At 36.6% G+C, this 21,493-nt stretch carries 18 protein-coding genes, 1 tRNA gene and 2 pseudogenes (1 of these 21 cut by a window edge); 17 read left to right on the forward strand and 4 right to left on the reverse strand.

The genetic code is table 11. From position 1 onward, the window contains the following. The 11 genes from HMPREF9075_RS13070 to HMPREF9075_RS02345 all read left to right on the forward strand — a co-directional run. The coding region (locus tag HMPREF9075_RS13070; RefSeq protein ID WP_009414884.1) for a tetratricopeptide repeat protein at positions 1-286 on the forward strand (286 nt) is incomplete at its 5' end. Positions 287-387: 101 nt separating this feature from the next. Further along, positions 388-460: transfer RNA gene (locus HMPREF9075_RS02300), tRNA-Gly, on the forward strand. A 160-nt stretch (positions 461-620) separates the two neighbouring features. Beyond that, positions 621-857 (forward strand): hypothetical protein, encoded by a 237-nt coding sequence (locus HMPREF9075_RS02305; RefSeq protein WP_009414885.1) that lies wholly within the window; start codon positions 621-623, stop codon positions 855-857. Between the two features lie 2 nt (positions 858-859). Continuing rightward, the gene (locus HMPREF9075_RS02310) at positions 860-1,276 is read left to right on the forward strand and encodes a PIN domain-containing protein (protein ID WP_009414886.1); all 417 of its coding nucleotides are present in this window, start codon (positions 860-862) and stop codon (positions 1,274-1,276) included. A 454-nt stretch (positions 1,277-1,730) separates the two neighbouring features. Beyond that, positions 1,731-2,267, forward strand: coding sequence for a hypothetical protein (locus HMPREF9075_RS02315; RefSeq protein WP_062079392.1), 537 nt, complete (start codon positions 1,731-1,733; stop codon positions 2,265-2,267). Between the two features lie 5 nt (positions 2,268-2,272). Then, complete coding sequence (locus HMPREF9075_RS02320) at positions 2,273-3,982, forward strand: DUF262 domain-containing protein (protein ID WP_009414888.1); 1,710 nt, start codon at positions 2,273-2,275, stop codon at positions 3,980-3,982. Between the two features lie 24 nt (positions 3,983-4,006). Then, positions 4,007-6,859 carry a carbamoyl-phosphate synthase large subunit gene (carB, locus tag HMPREF9075_RS02325; RefSeq protein ID WP_009414889.1) on the forward strand — a complete coding sequence of 951 codons (2,853 nt, stop codon included), beginning with the start codon at positions 4,007-4,009 and terminating at the stop codon, positions 6,857-6,859. A 25-nt stretch (positions 6,860-6,884) separates the two neighbouring features. Then, positions 6,885-7,994 (forward strand): DUF262 domain-containing protein, encoded by a 1,110-nt coding sequence (locus HMPREF9075_RS02330; RefSeq protein WP_009414890.1) that lies wholly within the window; start codon positions 6,885-6,887, stop codon positions 7,992-7,994. Further along, complete coding sequence (locus HMPREF9075_RS02335) at positions 7,987-8,625, forward strand: MAE_28990/MAE_18760 family HEPN-like nuclease (protein WP_009414891.1); 639 nt, start codon at positions 7,987-7,989, stop codon at positions 8,623-8,625. The genes HMPREF9075_RS02330 and HMPREF9075_RS02335 overlap by 8 nt, the downstream gene beginning before the upstream one ends. Before the next feature lie 38 nt (positions 8,626-8,663). Then, positions 8,664-8,828, forward strand: a complete 165-nt coding sequence (locus tag HMPREF9075_RS02340) for a hypothetical protein (protein ID WP_009414892.1) — start codon at positions 8,664-8,666, stop codon at positions 8,826-8,828. A gap of 248 nt (positions 8,829-9,076) precedes the next feature. Continuing rightward, a complete protein-coding gene (locus HMPREF9075_RS02345; RefSeq protein WP_034556558.1) occupies positions 9,077-11,566 on the forward strand; it encodes a TonB-dependent siderophore receptor in 2,490 nt (829 codons plus the stop codon). 222 nt (positions 11,567-11,788) lie between these two features. Here the strand turns inward: HMPREF9075_RS02345 and HMPREF9075_RS02350 are convergent, their stop codons facing one another. The 3 genes from HMPREF9075_RS02350 to HMPREF9075_RS02360 all read right to left on the reverse strand — a co-directional run bounded on the left by HMPREF9075_RS02350 (position 11,789) and on the right by HMPREF9075_RS02360 (position 15,286). Then, positions 11,789-12,523, reverse strand: a complete 735-nt coding sequence (locus HMPREF9075_RS02350; protein ID WP_009414895.1) for a Bax inhibitor-1 family protein — start codon at positions 12,521-12,523, stop codon at positions 11,789-11,791. A gap of 113 nt (positions 12,524-12,636) precedes the next feature. Further along, a complete protein-coding gene (fbaA, locus tag HMPREF9075_RS02355) occupies positions 12,637-13,704 on the reverse strand; it encodes a class II fructose-bisphosphate aldolase (protein WP_009414896.1) in 1,068 nt (355 codons plus the stop codon). A 34-nt stretch (positions 13,705-13,738) separates the two neighbouring features. Beyond that, positions 13,739-15,286, reverse strand: a complete 1,548-nt coding sequence (locus HMPREF9075_RS02360) for a phosphoethanolamine transferase (protein WP_034556571.1) — start codon at positions 15,284-15,286, stop codon at positions 13,739-13,741. A 391-nt stretch (positions 15,287-15,677) separates the two neighbouring features. Between HMPREF9075_RS02360 and HMPREF9075_RS02365 the strand changes: the two genes are divergently transcribed. From HMPREF9075_RS02365 to HMPREF9075_RS02380, 4 genes and pseudogenes are all read left to right on the forward strand, one after another. Continuing rightward, complete coding sequence (locus HMPREF9075_RS02365; protein ID WP_009414899.1) at positions 15,678-16,817, forward strand: AAA family ATPase; 1,140 nt, start codon at positions 15,678-15,680, stop codon at positions 16,815-16,817. After that, complete coding sequence (locus HMPREF9075_RS02370; protein ID WP_009414900.1) at positions 16,817-17,911, forward strand: CapA family protein; 1,095 nt, start codon at positions 16,817-16,819, stop codon at positions 17,909-17,911. Before HMPREF9075_RS02365 ends, HMPREF9075_RS02370 begins: the two co-directional genes overlap by 1 nt. Before the next feature lie 47 nt (positions 17,912-17,958). Next, positions 17,959-19,401 (forward strand): annotated as a pseudogene (locus HMPREF9075_RS02375) (alpha-L-fucosidase); the annotation flags it as partial. Between the two features lie 23 nt (positions 19,402-19,424). Further along, positions 19,425-20,300, forward strand: coding sequence for a CPBP family intramembrane glutamic endopeptidase (locus tag HMPREF9075_RS02380; protein WP_009414902.1), 876 nt, complete (start codon positions 19,425-19,427; stop codon positions 20,298-20,300). 44 nt (positions 20,301-20,344) lie between these two features. On the opposite strand, the gene HMPREF9075_RS02385 is transcribed toward HMPREF9075_RS02380, so the two are convergent. Next, the gene (locus tag HMPREF9075_RS02385) at positions 20,345-20,596 is read right to left on the reverse strand and encodes a type B 50S ribosomal protein L31 (protein ID WP_009414903.1); all 252 of its coding nucleotides are present in this window, start codon (positions 20,594-20,596) and stop codon (positions 20,345-20,347) included. Between the two features lie 334 nt (positions 20,597-20,930). Between HMPREF9075_RS02385 and HMPREF9075_RS13715 the strand changes: the two genes are divergently transcribed. Both HMPREF9075_RS13715 and HMPREF9075_RS02395 read left to right on the forward strand, forming a co-directional pair. After that, the gene (locus tag HMPREF9075_RS13715) at positions 20,931-21,119 is read left to right on the forward strand and encodes a hypothetical protein (protein ID WP_009414905.1); all 189 of its coding nucleotides are present in this window, start codon (positions 20,931-20,933) and stop codon (positions 21,117-21,119) included. 340 nt (positions 21,120-21,459) lie between these two features. After that, positions 21,460-21,493: pseudogene (locus HMPREF9075_RS02395) on the forward strand (it continues 53 nt past the right edge of the window).

Below are 21,493 nucleotides of genomic sequence, written 5' to 3' on the forward strand. Positions count from 1 at the left end.
TTTTGAATGGTATCTAAAAGCAGCTAATCAAGGTGATGCAGATGCTCAAACTCAATTAGGGGTATGTTATGAAGATGGGGAAGGAGTAGAGGTAGACCCAACAAAGGCAGAAGAGTGGTATTTGAAAGCTGCTAAACAAGGTAATACTAGAGCTCAATTTTTGTTAGGACTTTATTATATAACAAAAATTGAAATAGAAAAAGCTTTAATATGGTTTGAAAAAGCTTGTAAAGCTGGTGATCAAAGTGCTTGTGAAAGGTATGAGACCTGGAAAGAAAAGAAATAATACTTTGTGTAAGTTCTGATAGTAAGTGTAATTTTTAATTTGATTTTTTGAATATAATTTTGCAGGAATTAAAATTTGTTGTACCTTTGCAGCGCAAACAAGCGAAAATAGCTCAGTTGGTAGAGCGCAACCTTCCCAAGGTTGAGGTCGCGGGTTCGAGACCCGTTTTTCGCTCTTTTTTACTAATAAGAGGGTGTCCAAAAAGTTTTGTTTTGTGAGAGCAATTTGCCAATCGCTCCTACAATGTGAATAAAAGTGTGTGCTGCAATTATACTTTTAAAACTTTTCGGACAGCCTTTTTTACATTAGATAATCCTTAAATTTTATTTTATTTATGAACATACAAAAATCAATAGTTTTGAAAAAAAACAAGCTCTATGATGAAGATTACAATTTAAGCGAAGGTCAGTTAGAAGAATTTTACCAACAAGAAACGGAATGGAAAGAGAAAATGAAACATATTGATATGAATACTATTTTTGATCAACTTAATAAAATTGTTCCTAAAGAAATAGATATAAATGCTGATACTTTAAGATTTAACTATCTTATAAAAAAACATTTGATATAATTATGAGGAGGATTTTTGTAGATACTAATGTACTATTAGATGTTCTATTAAGACGCAAAAATTTTTATAAAGATGCAGAAAGGCTATTTAACTATTGTGTAGAAAGACAAATTGTTGTTTATATCTCATCATTGTCTGTCGCTACCATAAACTATGTTTTATCAAAAATTTTTACAGAAAGTGAAGTAAGAAAAATGTTAGAACTCATCTATCAATTTGCATCAATCCTTCCTTTTGACAAAAGAATAGTTTTTTCAGCCCACTATTCGGCTTTTAAAGATTTAGAAGATGCATTTCAGTATTTTACAGCTAAACAATACAATATACCTATTATAATTACACGAAATCAAAAAGATTTTTTAGTAGATGATATTTCGGTTATAACTCCGAAAGAATTTCTTGATTCTATTGTCAAATAAAACATTATTCATAATTTGTTATTTAAATTATTTTTGTACCTTTGCACCATTATTCAGTATATATTAATGAACAATTTAAAGAATATGAGTCAGTTAGCACTCTTTAGTGCTTTGATAGGCAGTACTCGAAAAGAGATACGCAGGGCAACAATATTCTTTATTATTATAGTAGCTATATTTTTCTTTTGAAAGATGTAGCTATTTTTTTATATGAGTATCTGAAAAGTTTTATAAAAGATTGTTAATATAATTTAGATTTTTATAACTCTGATTATTAACATCTTTCCTGCCCCTTTCAAAGGGAGAGAAGTGATGGTCAACACACACGAAATTTTTTTTAGACAACCTCCTATAACACAAAAAATAGACTTTAACAAAGAATAATATTCAAGAATTTGCAACCAATTTCGATTAACTATAAAAAAGAGTTTTTTTAATGTATAATAAGAAAATAATGAATATGATTGAAACCTTTGGTAATCTATTTGTAAATTACCATAAAGTAAAGAATGATGAAATTACTCAAAGAAAAAAGGATTTGGCAGAAAACACCTTGCCTCCAACCTTACTTAACCATTATAGAGAGAATATAGTAGAAATAGAATTTAAAAGAGATACTGGAATAAATGCTAATCAACAAGTAATAAAAAAACTTTATTCTTTACATAGAAACTTATCTAAGATAAGTAAAATAACTTGGAAAGAAATAAAATCTTTTTATGAATTTATAGATTGTTCTGGTGAAAAAGCTAGAATAAAAATTCCTCTTGTACAAAGATATTTGGGAATATTCTTATATTATTTTAGTCTTGTAGGTATCTTTTTTTGTATGATTCCTCTCATCTTATTATTTTACTTAAATTTTTTAGATGTAAAAATCATAATAGAATTCAGTTTATATATTTTCTATTTTATTTACTTCTTTAAAACGAGTTTACCTGTAAAAGAAGCTATACGATTTCAAAAACTAATTCAAAAACAAAATATTTAATTACTATGGATGCTGGAAAAAGAACTATTAACGATATTTTTAATGGAAATCGTGTTTTAGAGATTCCTTTTTTTCAAAGAGCCTATGTATGGGGACAACCTCAATGGGAACGATTATTAGAAGATATGAAAACTATTTCTAATTCTAATAAACCTTATTTTTTAGGATCTGTAATATTAAAACAACAGGAAACTACCACAGGGTCAAGAATTGGAGACAAAAGAACTGTGATTGATGGACAACAAAGGCTTACTACACTTAATGTTTTTTTTAAAGTACTATGCTTAAAAATAAATGAAAATTCTACATTCGATAGAAGTTTTAAGTTAAGAGATAATAGCAATGCCTTATTACATAACCACAATGACATTCAGGCATTCAATGAAATATTAGCACTAACAGAGTTAAAAGATTTAGAGGGTGAAAGCAACATTACTCAAGCCTATAATTACTTTAAAGATAATTTAGTGCCGGATGAACTCAACTTAGATAGTATTCTCTCAAATGTATTATTTGTAGGTATAGACCTAAGTCAAGAAGAAGATGAGCAACAAATTTTTGACACAATCAACTCATTAGGAGTTAAACTTACTACTGCAGAACTCCTTAAAAATTATTTTTTCAATAGAGATGACATTGAAAAATATAATGAATATTGGAAAGAAGTTTTTGAGAAAGATGAGGAAACTAAAAATTATTGGGATAGAGAAATAATTGCAGGTCGTTTGAGAAGAACATTTATTGACTTATTTTTCTTTGCCTATCTACAAATAAAAATTCAAGAGACTGATTTTAAAGTAAAAGCAGAAGATAAGGATGCATATGCAAAAGTAGAACATCTTTTTGAATCTTATAAAAACTTTATAAAGAACTATCTTAATAACAACAAGGAAGCTATTTTATCAGAGATAAAAGAATATGCTTTGTTATTTAAGAAAAACTTCAACTACGAAATATTAGGAGAAGAACTTACCCAAGATTTTGGAATAGACCGTATCAATACTATTATTTTTGGGTTAGACACCACTACATTAATACCTTATACTCTTTATATTCTTAGAAACATCTCAGATGAGACAACTAAAAATGAGTTATTTGGTATTATTGAAACCTACATAATGAGAAGAATGATTACTCATTCTAACACTAAAAACTACAATCAATTATTTACTGATAAGTTGATAAATAATAGAGTTTTATCTAAACAAGAATTTTTAGATTATATAGAAAAAAGAGATGATAAAGTAAACTTTCTTCCTACTGACGAAGAACTTGAAAAAGGCTTTAACACATCTATATTGATTAACAAACAATCAGCAGGTATACTCTATCTTATAGAATCTAAAATTAGAAATGAAAAAGATTCTACAGCTCTTTTAGGAATAAACAAGTATAGCTTAGAACATTTAATGCCTAAGAAATGGAGAAATAATTGGGATAAACTATCTTCTAAAGAAAGTGAGATAAATAGAGATCGTAAATTATTAACATTAGGTAACCTAACGATTATAACACAATCTTTAAATTCTTCTATAAGAGATAGTAAATGGGAAGATAAACTAAAAGGGAAAAATAAAAAGGGAGGATTGATAGAATATTCAGGAGGACTTAAGACTATTAGTCAATTCTTAGAATATCCTGAATGGGATGAAAAAACAATAGAAAAAAGAGCTTTATTCTTATATGAAAAAGCTAAGCAAATTTGGAAAATATAAAAAACACAGCAAGAACTATATAAAATGCCAAAAAGAAACGACCTACATTGTGTTCTGCTCATTGGGTCAGGACCTATTATCATCGGACAAGCCTGCGAGTTCGACTACTCTGGCTCGCAATCATTACGCTCTTTACGCGAAGATGGTATCAAAACCATACTCATCAACTCTAACCCTGCTACCATTATGACAGACCCCTCTATGGCGGATGTGGTCTATCTGAAACCTCTCACCACTAAATCGTTAGTGGAAATTCTAAAATCACACCCCGAAATAGATGCAGTACTCCCTACAATGGGCGGACAAACAGCCCTCAACCTTTGTATTGAGGCTGCCGAAAAAGGTATTTGGAAAGACTTTGGGGTAGAAATCATCGGGGTAGATATTGATGCAATACAAATCACCGAAGACCGCGAGAAATTCCGCGTGTTGCTCGATAAGATTGGTATCCCAATGGCACCATCTGAAACGGCTACTTCTTTCCTCAAAGGTAAAGAAATTGCGCAACGCTTTGGTTTTCCACTCGTAATACGTCCGTCCTTTACTTTGGGCGGTACGGGAGCTTCTATCGTCTATAAAAAAGAAGATTTTGATACGCTCCTCAACCGCGGTTTGGAAGCCTCGCCTATTCACGAGGTACTTATTGATAAAGCGCTTTTAGGCTGGAAGGAATACGAGCTGGAGCTTTTGCGCGACAAGAACGATAATGTGGCGATTATCTGTACCATCGAAAATATGGATCCTATGGGTATTCACACAGGGGATTCTATTACTGTAGCCCCTGCGATGACCCTATCCGATCGCACTTTCCAACGTATGCGTGATATGGCTATTAAGATGATGCGCAGTATAGGTGATTTTGCTGGTGGTTGCAACGTGCAGTTTGCCGTGTCGCCTGATGAAAAAGAAGACATCATCGCTATTGAAATCAACCCACGTGTATCGCGCTCTTCGGCTTTAGCTTCTAAGGCTACAGGTTATCCTATTGCTAAGATTGCTACCAAACTGGCTATCGGCTACCATTTAGATGAGTTGCAAAACCAAATCACCAAATCTACTTCTGCTTTCTTTGAGCCTACGCTGGATTATGTGATTGTGAAAATACCACGTTGGAACTTTGATAAGTTTGAAGGCTCTGACCGCACTATTGGCTTACAAATGAAGTCGGTAGGTGAGGTAATGGGTATAGGGCGTTCTTTCCAAGAGGCATTGCAGAAAGCTACCCAATCGCTCGAAATCAAACGTAATGGTTTGGGAGCTGATGGCAAAGGCTATAAAAACTACGAGCAAATTATCGAGAAACTTACTTACCCTAGCTGGGATAGGGTATTCGTGATATACGATGCTGTACAAATGGGTATTCCGCTGAGCCGTATACACGAAATCACCAAGATAGATATGTGGTTCCTCAAACAATACGAAGAACTCTGTGCGCTCGAAAAAGAAATAAGCAACTACAAGATAGATACCTTGCCTAAAGAACTCCTTTTTGAAGCCAAACAAAAAGGCTTTGCCGACCGACAAATTGCTTATATGCTGGGCTGTTGGGAGAGTGAAGTACACAAAAAACGCGAGGAACTGAACATACGCCGTGTATTTAAATTAGTAGATACTTGTGCTGCTGAGTTTAAGGCGCAAACCCCTTACTATTATTCTACTTTTGAGGCGCCTATCCGCACTACTGACGGCAAGGAATACGTAGCCAACGACAGTATAGTAACCGACCGCAAAAAGGTGGTAGTACTCGGTTCAGGACCTAATCGTATAGGGCAGGGGATTGAGTTCGACTACTGCTGTGTACACGGGGTATTGGCTGCCGAAGAGTGTGGTTATGAAACCATAATGATTAACTGCAACCCTGAGACCGTTTCCACCGACTTTGATACGGCTAACAAACTCTATTTTGAGCCTGTGTTCTGGGAGTACATCTATGATATTATTCAGCACGAAAAGCCAGAAGGGGTCATTGTACAGCTCGGCGGACAAACGGCACTGAAATTAGCCGAAAAATTAGATAAATATGGTATTAAAATCATAGGTACCAGCTTCCAATCGCTTGATTTGGCTGAAGATAGAGGTAGTTTCTCTACTCTGCTGAAAGAGAATAATATTCCTTATCCACGCTTTGGCGTTGCCGAAACTGCCGATGAGGCGCTTAAACTCGCCGATGAGCTCGACTTCCCATTATTGGTGCGCCCTTCCTACGTATTGGGCGGACAAGGGATGAAGATTGTGATTAACAAAGAAGAATTGGAAGCTCACGTGGTAGACCTCTTGCGCAAGATACCTAATAACAAACTCCTTCTCGACCATTATTTGGACGGCGCCATAGAAGCTGAAGCCGATGCGATATGCGATGGCGAGAATGTGTATATCATTGGTATTATGGAGCATATAGAGCCTTGTGGTATCCACTCTGGCGACAGTAATGCTACCTTGCCTCCGTTCAACTTGGGTGAATTTATATTGCAACAAATAAAAGACCATACGCATAAAATAGCCTTAGCACTCAACACGGTAGGACTTATCAATGTGCAGTTTGCCGTAAAAGACGATGTCGTGTATATCATCGAGGCGAACCCACGTGCCTCACGTACGGTTCCGTTTATCTCTAAAGCCTACCAAGAGCCGTATGTAAACTACGCTACTAAGGTAATGCTTGGCGAGAAAAAGCTTACTGATTTTCATTTCCATCCGCACTTAGAGGGCTTTGCTATCAAGCAGCCTGTGTTCTCGTTCAATAAATTCCCGAACGTAGATAAGAAGTTAGGGCCTGAAATGAAATCTACCGGCGAAAGTATCTTGTTTATAGATAGCCTTAAAGATGATGCTTTCTACGATATTTATACAAGGAGGAAGATGTATTTGAGTAAATAACGTAAAATTAATAAATCATTATTTTATGGAATCAAAAGATTTAGAGACTTTAGAAAATGAGTTTACTGAAGCAAGAAATACTTTAGTGACTGACAGATTAGATATGTCTTTTGGAGAAATTATTAATATGTATCAAGATAGAGAGATAATAATATCTCCTGACTTTCAAAGACTTTTTAGATGGTCAGATTATCAAAAAACAAGATTTATAGAATCTGTTTTATTAGGAATACCAATTCCTCCGATATTTGTATCTGAGAATGTAGAAGGAAAATGGGAATTAGTAGATGGGTTGCAAAGATTGTCTACAATTTTTTCTTTTTTTGGTATATTAAGGGATAATGAAGGCAACAAAGATAATGAAAAAAATGATTGGCCTTTAACAGAAGCTGACATTATTAAATCTCTTGACGGAAAGAAAAAAAAGGATCTACCTTTAAAAATTGTTTTAAACATAAAAAGGGCAGTTTGTAGAGTAGAAATACTTAGATATAATGAGAAAAACAATGATCTAAAATATGAGCTTTTCAATAGATTAAACACAGGTGGTTCTACTGCTACAGAACAAGAAATTAGAAATTGTATATTTAGGGGAGTTGATAATAAGTTCAATGATTTTTTAGACAAACTATCTAAGAATGAAATACTTTATTCTTTAATATTACCTTCTGAACAACAAGAAAAAGAGATGTTTTTACAAGAAATTGTACTACGTTTTATTTCTCTGTATTACTATTCTGATAATGAAGAATTACTTAAAGATAATATATCTAAATATATGACTAATTTTATGAAGAAAAACGTCTCAAATAACGAATTTAATTATGAAAAAACAGAAATTTTATTTGAAAGATTATTTTCTTTATTAAGTAAAACAATGGATAGTAAAGTCTTTAGAGCTGGGAAGGGACCTTTTTCAACTAATTTATTTGATGTAATCACTATTGGTGTTGCAAAATATATAGATTATTATGAAAAAGAAGAAATTAGTATTTTGAAAAATAAAATAGAAGAACTAAAAGTGAGCGATTATCTGAAAAACACTGCTAGCTGGAGAGTTAATAGTAAAGATAGAAATATGAAAAGAATAAAATTAGGAGAAACATTTTTTAATCCTCACCCAAAAAATGAATAATAAGTTAGAATCTCTTTTTTTGGAAGAAAGAGAAAGAATTGGTAAGGAATTAACAATAATTAAAACCTTACCTTTAAAGAAAGGCCTTAACCAAAAAGAGAAATCTATTCTCTTAAAATTTTCGTTTCCTAATATATATTCTATTTGGGAAGGATATGTTAAGTTTATTTTCAGGGCATACATAAATGAATTAAATACACTATCTTTGAAATCTTCACAGATTCATAACAATCTGCTCACTCATAGTATAGAATGTAAATTTACTCAATTCAGGACTGGATTCAATGGTAATTTTGAAGATAGATGTAGCTTATTTGTTAAGTTATTTGAGTTTTTGAAAAAGCCTATTTCTATAGACCAAAAACTTCCTACAGAATCAAACATTAATTTAAAGGTTTTAAATAATATGCTTTTTACTTTTAATTTAGAGAAATTTCCTGAATTTCCATTTAAGGGACATTTAGATTATCTTTTAGAAATGAGAAATCGCATAGCACATGGAGAAGGAAACGAAATTCCAATAGTTCGAGAAAAAGTAAATGAGTGTATAAATAATATTTCAGTTCTAATGGAAGAATTAATGCAAAAAATATTAAAAGGTTATAAAGAACAAACGTATAAAAACCTATAATAGTTTATTCTTTAGCATTAGCGCAATATCCTAAAGCAATGGATTTTAGCAAGCTCTATCAGGGCAAAATAGATAGTGTCGCAGTTATACATCGTACGGGCTGGACAAAAGAAACTTCGTGGGCTGGTGCTCCTGAAGAAGAACGTATCACTGAAGAACGAAAACTTCTCCATCATAATGAAAACGATTGCTTAAAATATTGAAGGATAAAACAATTTATAAAGAAGAATATCCTTGGGTGATTGAGGTTGTAAGTAGTTTCCTTTTTTATGAAAAGGGAATAACTCTTTTGTAATAGGCAAAATACTTACTGCTAAAATAAAAAAACTTCCATTATTTTGAATAAAAGCAGATAATAGCTAAAAAACATTGAAAATGACTTGTTATTTATAATAATTATATTATTTTTGCACCCCAAAATTAATAAGAAATATTTTAAATAATAATCATTATGAGGATACTCTTTTCATTATTGTGCTTTTGCTGTGGCTTGCTTTCTGTTGTTGCCCAGCAGGTTACTGAGGTACGTGGACGTGTAACAGACGAAAATAATCAACCACTTATAGGGGTTGATGTCGTCTTAGAAGGTACTACTATAGGTGTAAGTACCGATGACAAGGGCTTCTACAACTTGCTTAATGTACCTATAGGCAAACAAACACTTGTATTTAGCTATTTAGGCTATCGTCCTATGAAAGTGCGTACCGATGTAGCTCCTAACCCTAGCGGTACACATACGCATTTAGATGTACAACTTTTAGAAGAACTTACTGCCTTGCAAGAAGTAGAGGTTATAGGGCGCAAAGAAAGCTCCTATAAAAATACCAACTCTTTTATAGGTACTAAAACAGCTTCGGCACTTAAAGAAGTACCACAGTCAGTAGGGTATGTTACTAAAGAGCTTATTTTAGACCAAGGAGCCACTACTATAAACGAGGTAGTGAAGAACATCAGTGGGGTAAATGCCTATTCTGCTTATAACGACTTTTCTATACGAGGCTTTCGCGCTACAGGTAACCGCAATTCGGGGAATTTAATTAATGGTATGCGCGCTCAATCTAGCCTTTGGAAACAATCATCTCTTGCCAACATAGAACGCGTAGAAGTGATTAAGGGACCTGCTTCGGCACTCTTTGGCAATGCCGCACCTGGTGGGGTAATCAATCGTGTTACTAAAAAGCCACTACTAAGCGCACAACACAATATAACAGTGGGGGTAGGTAGCTGGAATACTCTCAAAACTTATGGTGACTTTACAGGACCGCTAAACCAAGAAAAAACTTTGCTTTACCGCTTAAACTTAGGCTATGAGAAAACCGACTCTTTCCGTGATTTACAAGGTTCTGAAAGTCTTATCGTAGCTCCTTCATTCTCCTATATTCCTACAGAAAAAACACAACTGAACGTAGATTTTGTTTACCAAGACTTCAATGGTAAAATAGACCGTGGGCAGCCCTTCCCTGCTAATGGCAATTTGCATTCTACACCTATATCTATGTCGTTGAGTGCTGCCAATGACTTCCTTAAAGAAAAAACCTTGAATACTACTATAGGTCTCACCCATAAATTTACCAACAATATTTCGTTCAATGCTATATATCTCAATTCTACCTATTCTGAAGATATGCAAGAACACACTCAAGCCAATGCTTATTATAAGCAAATAGGCAATAACTTGCGCTATGCCGACCCTAATAAAGTACTAATGGTAGCCAACCAGCGCAAACGCTACTTTGCTAATAACAGCTTCAATACTTATTTCAACTTCAATTTCAGTACAGGAGTGGTAAAACACAAGTTGCTAGTAGGGTATGATTATTTTATTTCTGAACAAAAAGCAGGTTCTTCGGCAGTAGCGGCTGATGGCTATTTAAATAAAGATAAAACCAAAACCGAAAAAACGTACACCACTACAGCAAATGTATTGGCAGGCACTGTGCAAACACCCACTACCAATGTGCCAGTGTTCAACTTGCTGAATCCTATTGCAGGGAATGGTTATAAAGATATTAGCAAGTATATTTGGAAGCAAGCAGGCAATCTCGATCCCTACGAACAAAGTTCACAAGGTGTGTATGTACAAGAGCAAATGGAAATTAGTATCGTGAAATTGCTCATTGGGTTACGACAAGAGTGGTTTACCGAGATACTCAATAAAACCACTAATAAAGAAATTACTCGCAAAACAACTGCTTTTGTGCCTCGTGTAGGTTTGGTAGTAGAAGCTTCAGAAAATATCAATTTATATTCCACTTGGGTAAAAGGTTTTGATGTACAGCGTTCAGACTTTCAGGCAGATGCTAATCGTTATGGAGGGCCTTTTGATTATATGAAGAGTGAACTTTACGAAGTAGGTATGAAAACCGAATGGTTTCAGAAACGTTTAAGTGCTACCCTTTCGGTATTTAAGATTAAACAGGAAAACTCATTAGAGCAAAGCCCTAAAGTAGGCAAGCCCGATTGGCGTGTACCTGTAGATGAAGAGTCTAATGGTTTTGAACTTGATGTAGCAGGGCGTATATTGCCACATTGGAATATCATTGCCAATTACGCCTATACCGATGCTCGTATTGTGAAACTAAAAGCAGAAGGAGCTATCAGAGATATAAATGTACAACGCCCCAGCACTCCTCGCCACGCAGCCAACCTTTGGACGAAATATATTATTCCTGAAGGAAAGCTGAAAGATTTAGGGATAGGGTTAGGTGTAAATTACGTAGGTGAGCGATTAGGACAAGTAGGCAGACGAGCTACTGCTACGGCTTACCCAGAATACACTATCCTGAATGGTGTACTTTACTATCGTGTAAAAGAAGTACAATTGCAGTTGAATGTAAATAACCTACTAAACCGCACCTATTGGATTAGCGGCTACGACAACCTCCGTAACTTCCCAGGAGCTCCCCGCAATGTAAATGCTACCGTTACCTATCGTTTTTAGAAGTATAGGTATATATTTTATTTTTTATTCCTATGATAAATCATATTTTCCCAACAACCCCAATACCCCCATTCAAACAGAAGAAAAAGTAACTATTAAGAATTTTTCCTATAAGTTACTGTAGTAAGTAATTTTTCAGGTTGTTTTTTAATTCAGGATATGACACTTACTAAAAAAAAGAGACTATCTTTTGACGGATAGCCTCTTTTTTTATGTCTCAAATTAGTTTCTTCTCATCAGTGATAATAATATACGCAATACATACCAGTAAAGCAACATTATTGAGGAAAACATCTGTAGTGCAGCACCTACGTATTGGTCAGTTTGGTATACGTTCTTAATGTTGTAAGTTTCGTATAAGATACCGCCACCAGCTAAACCTACCATTAGGAGCGAAAACCATAAGCCTAAATCAAAGCCAAAGATAGCTCCTGCTACGATAAGCCCCAAAGATACAAAGCCGCCTATTACCAATACCGAACGCAAGAACGAAAAATCTACACGAGTGAAGAATACCAGCGCTGTAAGTCCTCCAAAGAGTGCCAAAGTAATAATCCCTGCTTGTGCCAAAATGGCAGTGCCGCCCATTATCATTGCGAAAGCTATCATTGGCAGGAAGATAAGCGCTTCTAAAAATACGTAGAAAGCCAAGCCCATATACTGCGTATTGCGGTCTTGTGATTGTGTCCATCTTTGGGCAAGCATAGAACCCAACCAAAAGCCACCTAACACAAACATCCATACCCATTTGCCTTCTATCATTTTAAACATAAGCTCTTGCGGAATGAGGAGTTGTAAGGCAGTTTCTACCGCTATAAATGCCAATAAGGCAATCGCTACGTGGCTATATGTTTTTCGGTAAAAAGTAGCCTGTGCTTCGGGAGCTGCATAGCTCACCAATTGTGGTGCTTGGTAGCTGGTGTTGTAACCCGTGTTGTAATTAGAATTGTAACTCATAGTTTTATTTGTATTTTAATTATTATCTATAATGTAGCAAAAACTTTGCCAAATAAAAAGACTGCCAAAAAGTTGTACCTTTTAGCAGTCCCTTTTTTATACTTCTCAGTATCTTACAATGTATTTACGTTGTTAAGGTCTTCAAAGGCTTTTTTCAATCGTTTTACGAATGTTTTTTCGCCTTCACGAAGCCAAACACGAGGGTCGTAGTACTTTTTGTTAGGTGCTTCAGGTCCTTCAGGGTTACCTATTTGGCTTTGCAAATAAGCTGCTTTAGCACTCATATAATCACGAACACCTTCGGTGAAAGCATATTGCAAGTCGGTATCTATGTTCATTTTCACTACACCGTATGATATTGCTTCGCGTATTTCTTCAAGGGTAGAGCCTGAACCTCCGTGGAATACTAGGTCTAGAGCATTGTGTCCTAAGTTGTATTTTTTAGAAACATACTCTTGTGAATCTCTCAATATTTTAGGAGTTAGTTTCACGTTACCTGGTTTGTATACCCCGTGTACGTTACCAAAAGCAGCAGCAATAGTAAATTGCGAACTTACTTTTGAAAGTTCTTCGTAAGCGTAAGCCACATCTTCAGGTTGCGTGAAAAGCTTGCTGCTATCCACGCCCGAATTGTCTACTCCGTCTTCTTCACCCCCTGTCATACCAAGCTCTATTTCAAGAGTCATACCCATTTTGCTCATACGCTCTAAGTAGCGTTTGCAAGTTTCGATGTTTTCTTTGATAGGCTCTTCCGATAGGTCTATCATATGCGAGCTAAATAGCGGTTTGCCAGTTTCTTTGAAGTGTTTTTCAGAAGCATCGAGCATACCGTCCAACCAAGGTAATAGTTTTTTAGCGCAGTGGTCGGTGTGCAAGATGATAGAAGCCCCGTAAGCCTCTGCCAATAGGTGAATGTGTTTAGCTCCTGCAACGGCTCCTAATACGGCTGCACGTTGGTTTTCGTTAGAGAGTGATTTCCCAGCCATAAACTGAGCCCCTCCGTTAGAAAACTGAATAATCATAGGCGCATTTACTGCTACAGCAGTTTCCAATGCCCCATTGATAGAGTTTGAGCTGATAACGTTGGCTGCTGGTAGTGCAAAACCTTTTTCTTTGGCGTATTTAAATACTTCCTGAACGTCTGTTCCAAGGATTACGCCTTTTTTAATGTTATGTGCCATTTCTTTTATAAATTAGTTTTTTTATACAATTTTATTACGGTTTCAGTATATCGTCTTCTTCTAAACTTTCAAAAGGTACGTTCTCATAGTGATTGAATACCTGCAAACTATCGGGGGTGGGGGATAGGAAGCTATAGTTGTTATTCAGCGACTGCTCTTTGATGCCCAACCAATGAGCATATCCCTTCAGGAAGTTAAAAGCCGATTTGTTTACCTTTAAGTATTTATGTTCAGTATCGTTGCTGTTGATAAGCACAAAAGGCACGCGGTAGCACGCCTTATTAGGGTGCGTATCGCCGTGAGTGAGCGATGCAAATGCTGATGTTCTATCTTGCGTCATCAGTCCGTGATCGGCAAAGTAAATCATACTGAATTTTTGGCTATTGGTGCGTAGTGTTTTATAGATTCCAGAGAGCAACTTGTCCGTCTGTTCTATGGTTTGCACGTAAGCCGATATTTTTCGGTTGTAATAATCAAAGTGGATAGGTGCTTCTAAACGCGCTTCAAAAAGCGTATGTGAGCCCAACAAGTGAAGTACAAATAAGCGAGGTTTATCGCTTTTTTCTTGTAATAGTTTATCTAATACAGGCAGTAGCACTGTGTCGTGATAATTCATAGAGCTTGAATAGCCCTTTTTGGTAAAAGTAATGTATTTGCTTAGCGAGGCTATTTTGGTAATAGGTGTATCATATTGCCCTACATACCCTTGATTGGACAACCAATAGGTTTCAAACCCTGCTATATTAGCCAGCGTTATCAGGTTGTTAGCATAATCCATCTGAGTACCTTTATTCACTACAAAAGTGCGCAATAGAGAGGGAGTTGTATTAGGAGCGGTAGCTGTAAATCCCTCAATTACAGTGCCTTTTACGTTTTCCATAAAAGGGGTATTTTGCAGTGGAAAACCATAAGCGTGCATATAATCACGGCGTACGCTTTCGCCTATCACCAGCACATAGTCTTTATATTCAGGATGAACGTTCTCTATCTGCCACGAGGGCGTACCCTCAATGCCCTGCTCAAGTTCCTTTTTTAATTGCCAATATTCTTGCAAATTGGCATTAATAGAGGCGTAAAATGTAATAATAGAAGTACGCGAATCTACCAAGCTGAAGTTGCCCCCTTCGCAAACCGTTTTTATAGGTTTATAAAGTGCCGTCCCGATACCAATCAGTGCGAAAATAAATGTATAAAGGTGGTGTTTTATGCTGGGGATATATTGTTTTTTCTTGCCTAAATAGAGGATATAAATTCCGAAGAGGAAAGTAATGATTGAAGTACCATAGGCATACCAAGGTAGTGATTGTACAAATTCTTTAGATTCTTGCAAGTCGGTTTCAAAGAAAGCCCCAATCATAGTAGCGGGTGGATGCCCAAACCACAATGTTTGTGGCAAGAAGAGTACACTAGTGATAAGTACAAAGCCAAAAACAGCAAAGAAGAGCCAATACCAAAGACGTCTTAGCACAAGGAATAGCAAAAAGGTAGAGAGCATACCATACACAGGCAGTGCCGTATCTAGCGCAAAAGGAAGTCCGATGCTGAAAATTAATAAAAATATCTCAAATAAATATTTTTTCATTCTATCATTAATCATTAAATAGGCAATAACCTATCACGCCCGCAAAGATACGAAATATTTTTGAATTGCGAATTATGAGTTGTGAATTTTGATTTTTTTTTCGCTTATCCTTCTGTGCGAGCCGCATGGGCTTTTATCTTTCGCTCAACCTTCGCTCAACCTTCGCTTATCCTTCGCTGAAGGTTCGGTGGGGAAGAATTATGAATTATGAATTGTGGGGTAGAACGATGACCGAAGGATAAGCCTGTGCGGCTCATAAGCTTGTGCGGCTCGCACTGCAGCGGAGTATGCCACAAAAAAACAAAAAAGTTAATTTAAATTTTATAATTCAAAAAAAAACACTACCTTTGCATTTCAATAAATTTCTAAAAAAAAATATAAATCGCAGATAATGAAAATAAAAGAATCTAAATACTACCACCCTGTAAATATCTTGCAAGTAGATACTGATGACCATTTAGAAGTATATGACAAATACAAAGTACTCACTTTTGCAAATCCTTATCGCTCGCTATTGGACGACCTTATGGCGCGTATCTATTGCGGAAGTGATGACCTTGTTATCCAGCGCGATAAGCTAAAACACTTCGTAAAATGTACAGATTTCTATACCTTCGACTATGCTTCTAAACAAAACGAATTATACGAGTCTGAAGAGTGTTATTTTCACCCTCAATTAGAAGTGTTCCTTATCATTGATAGAAACCTCTCTAACGAATACGACAGCCAGATATTTGAGGACGGACTCTACAAAGTCAATTCGGTATACTACGAGAACTTCAACCCTAATAACAAGGATAACCTTAAAAAATTCTTTTCTGATTATTTAGAAAAGTACGTGTCTAAAGAATCTAAAGTGTCTATACTGCTGAAAACCCAGCGCGGTATCGATATGAAAACGCATACTATTAAGCCTTATCGCATTGATTTCAATACGATGTACAACGATGATTTTTTAGAAATACATCACCACGTGAAAGAAACTCTTACTAACGGCGATAAAGGAGTTGTACTTTTTCACGGCATTGCTGGTTCTGGAAAAACTAACTACATTAAATGGCTTACCAGCCAAATACCCAACAAAAAGTTCATTTTTGTGCCTACCTCTATGATAGCTTCACTCACCGACCCTGCTTTTATTGGGTTGCTTATCGATAATAAAAATTCGGTTTTAGTGCTTGAAGACTGCGAAAATTACATTGCTGAACGCACTGTGCTGAACAATAATACCGATGTGGTTTCCTCTATCCTTAATATTGCTGATGGTATGCTTTCGGATGTATTGGAGTGCCAACTGATATGCACTTTCAATTCGGATATTTCTAAAATAGATCCTGCACTGCTTCGCAAAGGGCGCCTGATAGCCGAATATAAATTTAAAGAGCTTACAATAGAAAAATGCAATCGCTATTTGCAATCTATTGATAGGGATTTCAAGGTAGACAGACCTTATTCATTAGCCGAGCTTACAAATATTGACAATAAAGAACTAAAAGAAGACGAAAAACCTGCTAAAATAGGCTTTAAATAATGAAAAAAATACTTTTTTACGCTTCTTTACTTATTATTACTACCTTGCAGGGGCAAGAGGTGGGCAGCCGCTTGTCGCTTTTATTTATAGGTGATGTAATGGGGCACGGGCCTCAAATAGACGGAGCTTACAATGCCGCTACCAAGCAATACGATTATACTCCTGTTTTTGCCAAAATAAAACATAAGTTTGCCCAAGCCGATTTTACTATTGCCAACCTTGAGGTAACTCTTGCAGGAGCACCTTATAAAGGCTATCCGCAATTCTCATCGCCTGATGCTTTGGCGGCTGCCTGCAAAGAGGCGGGTATCAGTGCTTTTGTAACTGCTAACAATCACACTTGCGATCGCGGTAAAAAAGGAATTATTCGTACCTTAGATGTTCTCGACTCACTGCAAATTCCTCACACAGGTACTTTCAGAAACAAAGCAGAGTTTGACAAAAACAACCTCTTGGTGCTTTCTAAAAACGGCATCACGGTAGGAATACTCAATTATACCTATGGCACTAACGGTTTGCCTGTACCCGAACCTACGGTAGTGAATCGCATCAATACCCAACTGATGAAGCAAGATATTGAAAATGCTAAAAAAAATAAATTAGATAAGTTGATTGTCGTAATTCACTGGGGAATTGAGTATCAACAGCATCAAAATAAACAACAAGAAAGTGTTGCTAAGTTTCTGTTTGATAACGGAGTGGATATAATCATTGGTGGGCATCCTCACGTATTGCAACCAATGTACTACAGTCCCCAAACGGGTTTGCACAACGAGCAGCTGGTAGTTTATTCGCTGGGCAATTTCGTTTCTAACCAGCGTACCAGTCCATCTGATGGCGGTGCTATGGTGGGGCTTACCCTTTTCAAAGACGGTTATAGCACTTTTATAGAAAAAAAAAGCTACCAATTGGTATGGGTGAACCGCACGCTTAAAGCTAATAAAAAATATCTTTTTGAAATTTTACCTTGTAAAGATTATGAAGCTGCTAACTATAAAGACCTTACTGATAAAGCAAGAGAAGAGATGAAAGTGTTTATTAATAACTCTCGCAAGTTGTTCCACCAAAACAATATATTGGTAGGGGAAGAGTAATATAGCCATTAGTCGTCATACCTAAAAACTAAAAAAAACTATATATAATGAAAAAATTAGTATTATTAGCATTGGCTTTGAGCCTTGCTGCTTGTAAAAAAGAAGAAGTACCAGCACCTACGCCCATAGGAGCTTTACCCACTGCCAAACAAATTGCTTGGCACGAAATGGAGTACTACGCTTTTATCCATTTCAATATGAATACTTTTACCGATATGGAGTGGGGAACAGGTGCTGAAAGTCCTACGCTCTTCAATCCTACCGAATTAGACGTAAACCAATGGGTGAAAGTAGTGAAAGATGCTGGTATGAAAGGAATTATCATCACAGCTAAGCACCACGATGGTTTTTGCTTGTGGCCATCGCAGTACACAGAGCATTCTGTAAAAAATTCTCCTTGGAAAGACGGCAAAGGCGACTTGGTAAAAGAATTATCTGAAGCTTGCCAAAAAGAGGGTATCAAGTTTGGGGTTTATTTATCTCCTTGGGATAGGAATCACCCTCAATACGGCAAAGACGAATACGTAACCTATTATCACAACCAATTGAGAGAGTTACTTACTAATTACGGAAAAGTATTTGAAGTGTGGTTTGATGGGGCTAATGGCGGAACAGGTTACTACGGAGGTGCTAACGAAAACCGACAAATAGATGCTAAAACTTACTACCAATGGGATAAAATATACCAAATAGTGCGTGAATTGCAGCCTGAAGCTTGTATGTTTGGCGATGAAGGTCCTGATATACGATGGATAGGCAACGAATTAGGAAAAGGTACGCCTACCAATTGGGCTTTGTATACCCCTAATAAAGACTTTAAACACGATGAAACTGCCTACCGCAATCACTTGCAAACAGGTGAAGAAAACGGCGAATTTTGGATACCAGCCGAAGCCGATGTATCTATTCGCCCAGGGTGGTATTACCACAGCCACGAAGATGACAAAGTGCGCTCGCTTGCCGAAATGCGCGATATTTACTACGCTTCGGTGGGTCGTGGTTACAGCTTATTGCTCAATTTGCCCGTAGATAGACGCGGCTTGGTGCACGAAAACGACATCAAACGACTAATGGAGCTAAAAGAATCTATCAACAAAGATTTTGCTCATAATATATTGCCAGAAGCTACCCTAAAAGCTGATAATGTACGAGGCAACTCATCACAATATGCTGCTGAAAATGTAGCCGACAACGATAAAAATACCTATTGGGCAACCGATGACGGCTTGACACAGGGCACTATAGAAATTACTTTTGCTAAACCGACAGCTTTCAATCGCTTTTTGGTACAAGAGCCTATCAGTTTGGGGCAACGCGTTAAAAAGTTTAAATTGGAGTACGAAAATAATGGCAAGTGGCTTACTATAGAGGAGGGAACTACGATTGGTTACAAACGCCTTTTGCGTTTTGATACGGTAACCGCTACCAAAGTTCGCTTTACAATTTTGGAGGCTAAGAGCACACCGCTAATTAGCAATATGGGTATTTACCTATCAGAAAACACTATTCAATAATGTATTTACACAACGGAAGATTATCGCCAAGCCCTAAGTGGTTTTACATAGTATTGCCTGTGCTTCTTTTTGGATTCACAGCACTCAATTTTTTGATAGCCCAAGTAATAGATGTAACTGCTCTAACGAAAGCAATGATTGCCCAAAAAGGCGAATTGCAGGTGCTATTTGAGAATATGGCTGTTTTTGCAGTATTTTTGGGGGTGTTGCTGGTGTGGTATAGATATGTGCACCAGCTGCCGCTTATAAAGCTTGCTTCGTGCCGAGAACGCTTTAGCTGGCAACGATTTTTCTTAGCTTTTTGCCTATGGGGGGCTATAACGCTATCGGTTACTTTAGCCGATTATCTTATGCACCCAGAAAATTATGTAGCTAACTTTCAGGCTGATAAATTTGCGATATTATTATTGCTGGCGATAGTGTTTGTACCTATACAAACTGCTTTTGAAGAATTTTTTTTCAGAGGTTACCTGATGCAAGCCTTAGGAGTGCGAGTGCGCAATGCGTGGTTGCCATTGGTTTTCACTTCCGTTACCTTTGGGCTGATGCATATTGCCAACCCCGAAGTAGGAAAGTTGGGAATGGGGTTGCTGGTATATTATATCACAACAGGATTCTTTTTGGGTATTACTACCCTTATGGACGATGGGCTTGAGCTTGCTTGGGGATTTCACACCGCCAATAACTTTTTTACGATGTTGTTTGTAACTTCTGATTGGTCGGTTTTTCAAGTGCCCGCCCTATTGCGTGATATATCTGAGCCTCAGTTGGGCATCAGTGTATTTTTGCCATTATTGCTTTTCCCGTTGCTATTGTGGCTTTACGCCCGAAAATACGGCTGGAAAAACTGGTATAGGCGTTTGATAACCCCTTAGCGTTAGGGATAAGACATAAAAAAAACCTCCATATGGAGGTTTTTTTATTTTTGGAATTTAGCGTATTTGTTTTTGAACTTGTCGATACGTCCGGCTGTGTCGATAAGTTTCGCTTTCCCAGTGTAGTAAGGGTGAGAGGTACGAGAAATTTCCAATTTCACTAAAGGATACTCAACTCCTTCTACTTCAATAGTTTCTTTAGTATCTACCGTAGATTTTGTGATAAAGATATCGTCGTTTGACATATCTTTGAAAGCTACTAATCGGTAAGATGCTGGATGAATTTCTTTTTTCATTGCAATGTTAAATCTTTTAATTACGTAATTTTCAGGGCGCAAAGATACGACTTTTTTTTATAAATGCAATACTTTCAAGGAAAAAAAATGCCGCACACTTGTGATAGCTAAAATATTGTTAAAAAAAATAATAAATATTTGTGAGTTTTTAAAAATAGTGTTATCTTTGCTACATCACAACCACTCTCGTTAAGGAATGCAGAAGCTCATTGCAAAACGGAGCAATTTCAGAGCGCGAACGCTGCTTACTCAATCGTTTAGCTACTGCCTTAGGTATTGATGAGGCAAGAGTTGCTGAATTGGAGAAAATGCATAACAATAATTTTAGTGCGCTATGTTGAAAAACAGCTTGCCGTGCTACGGCTTACACCCTGAACTTTTTCCTTTTATTGGAAAACACTACTCTCAAGCTCCTTTAAAGGTGCTTTTCTTGGGGGAGAGTCATTATTTGCCTGCTCCTTATAATCATAAGGTGGGGCAGGAATGGTATGAGCGTAGTACAACAAGCTATGGTTATTGGTAAGGTTTACGGCGAGGTGTTTGCCAAAGGAAATTATCCGTAGGCGTTGGAATATATAGCTTTTGGCAATTACTTTTTGCGTCCGGCTGAAGTGTGTGGCGAGAGTATAGTTATAGTGCGTGGTGGAATAGGGGGATAGCACAGTATGAAGGGCGTAGTGGTAAGGAAGAGTTGCAAAGAATTTTAAAAAGCGTTTAAAGATTTTTGTGTTGTTAGGATTAGCCACTATCTGCTAATAATCAGGTAGTAAGGGTTGTTGAGGTATATTTTTTGTAAAAAAGTTTGGAAAATATTTGGAGGTTACAAAAAAAGGTTGTACTTTTGCACCCGATTTAAAACGTAAGGGTTCTTAGCTCAGCTGGTTCAGAGCATCTGCC

The organism is Capnocytophaga sp. oral taxon 332 str. F0381 (assembly GCF_000318275.2).
Classification (GTDB): Bacteria; Bacteroidota; Bacteroidia; order Flavobacteriales; family Flavobacteriaceae; genus Capnocytophaga; species Capnocytophaga bilenii.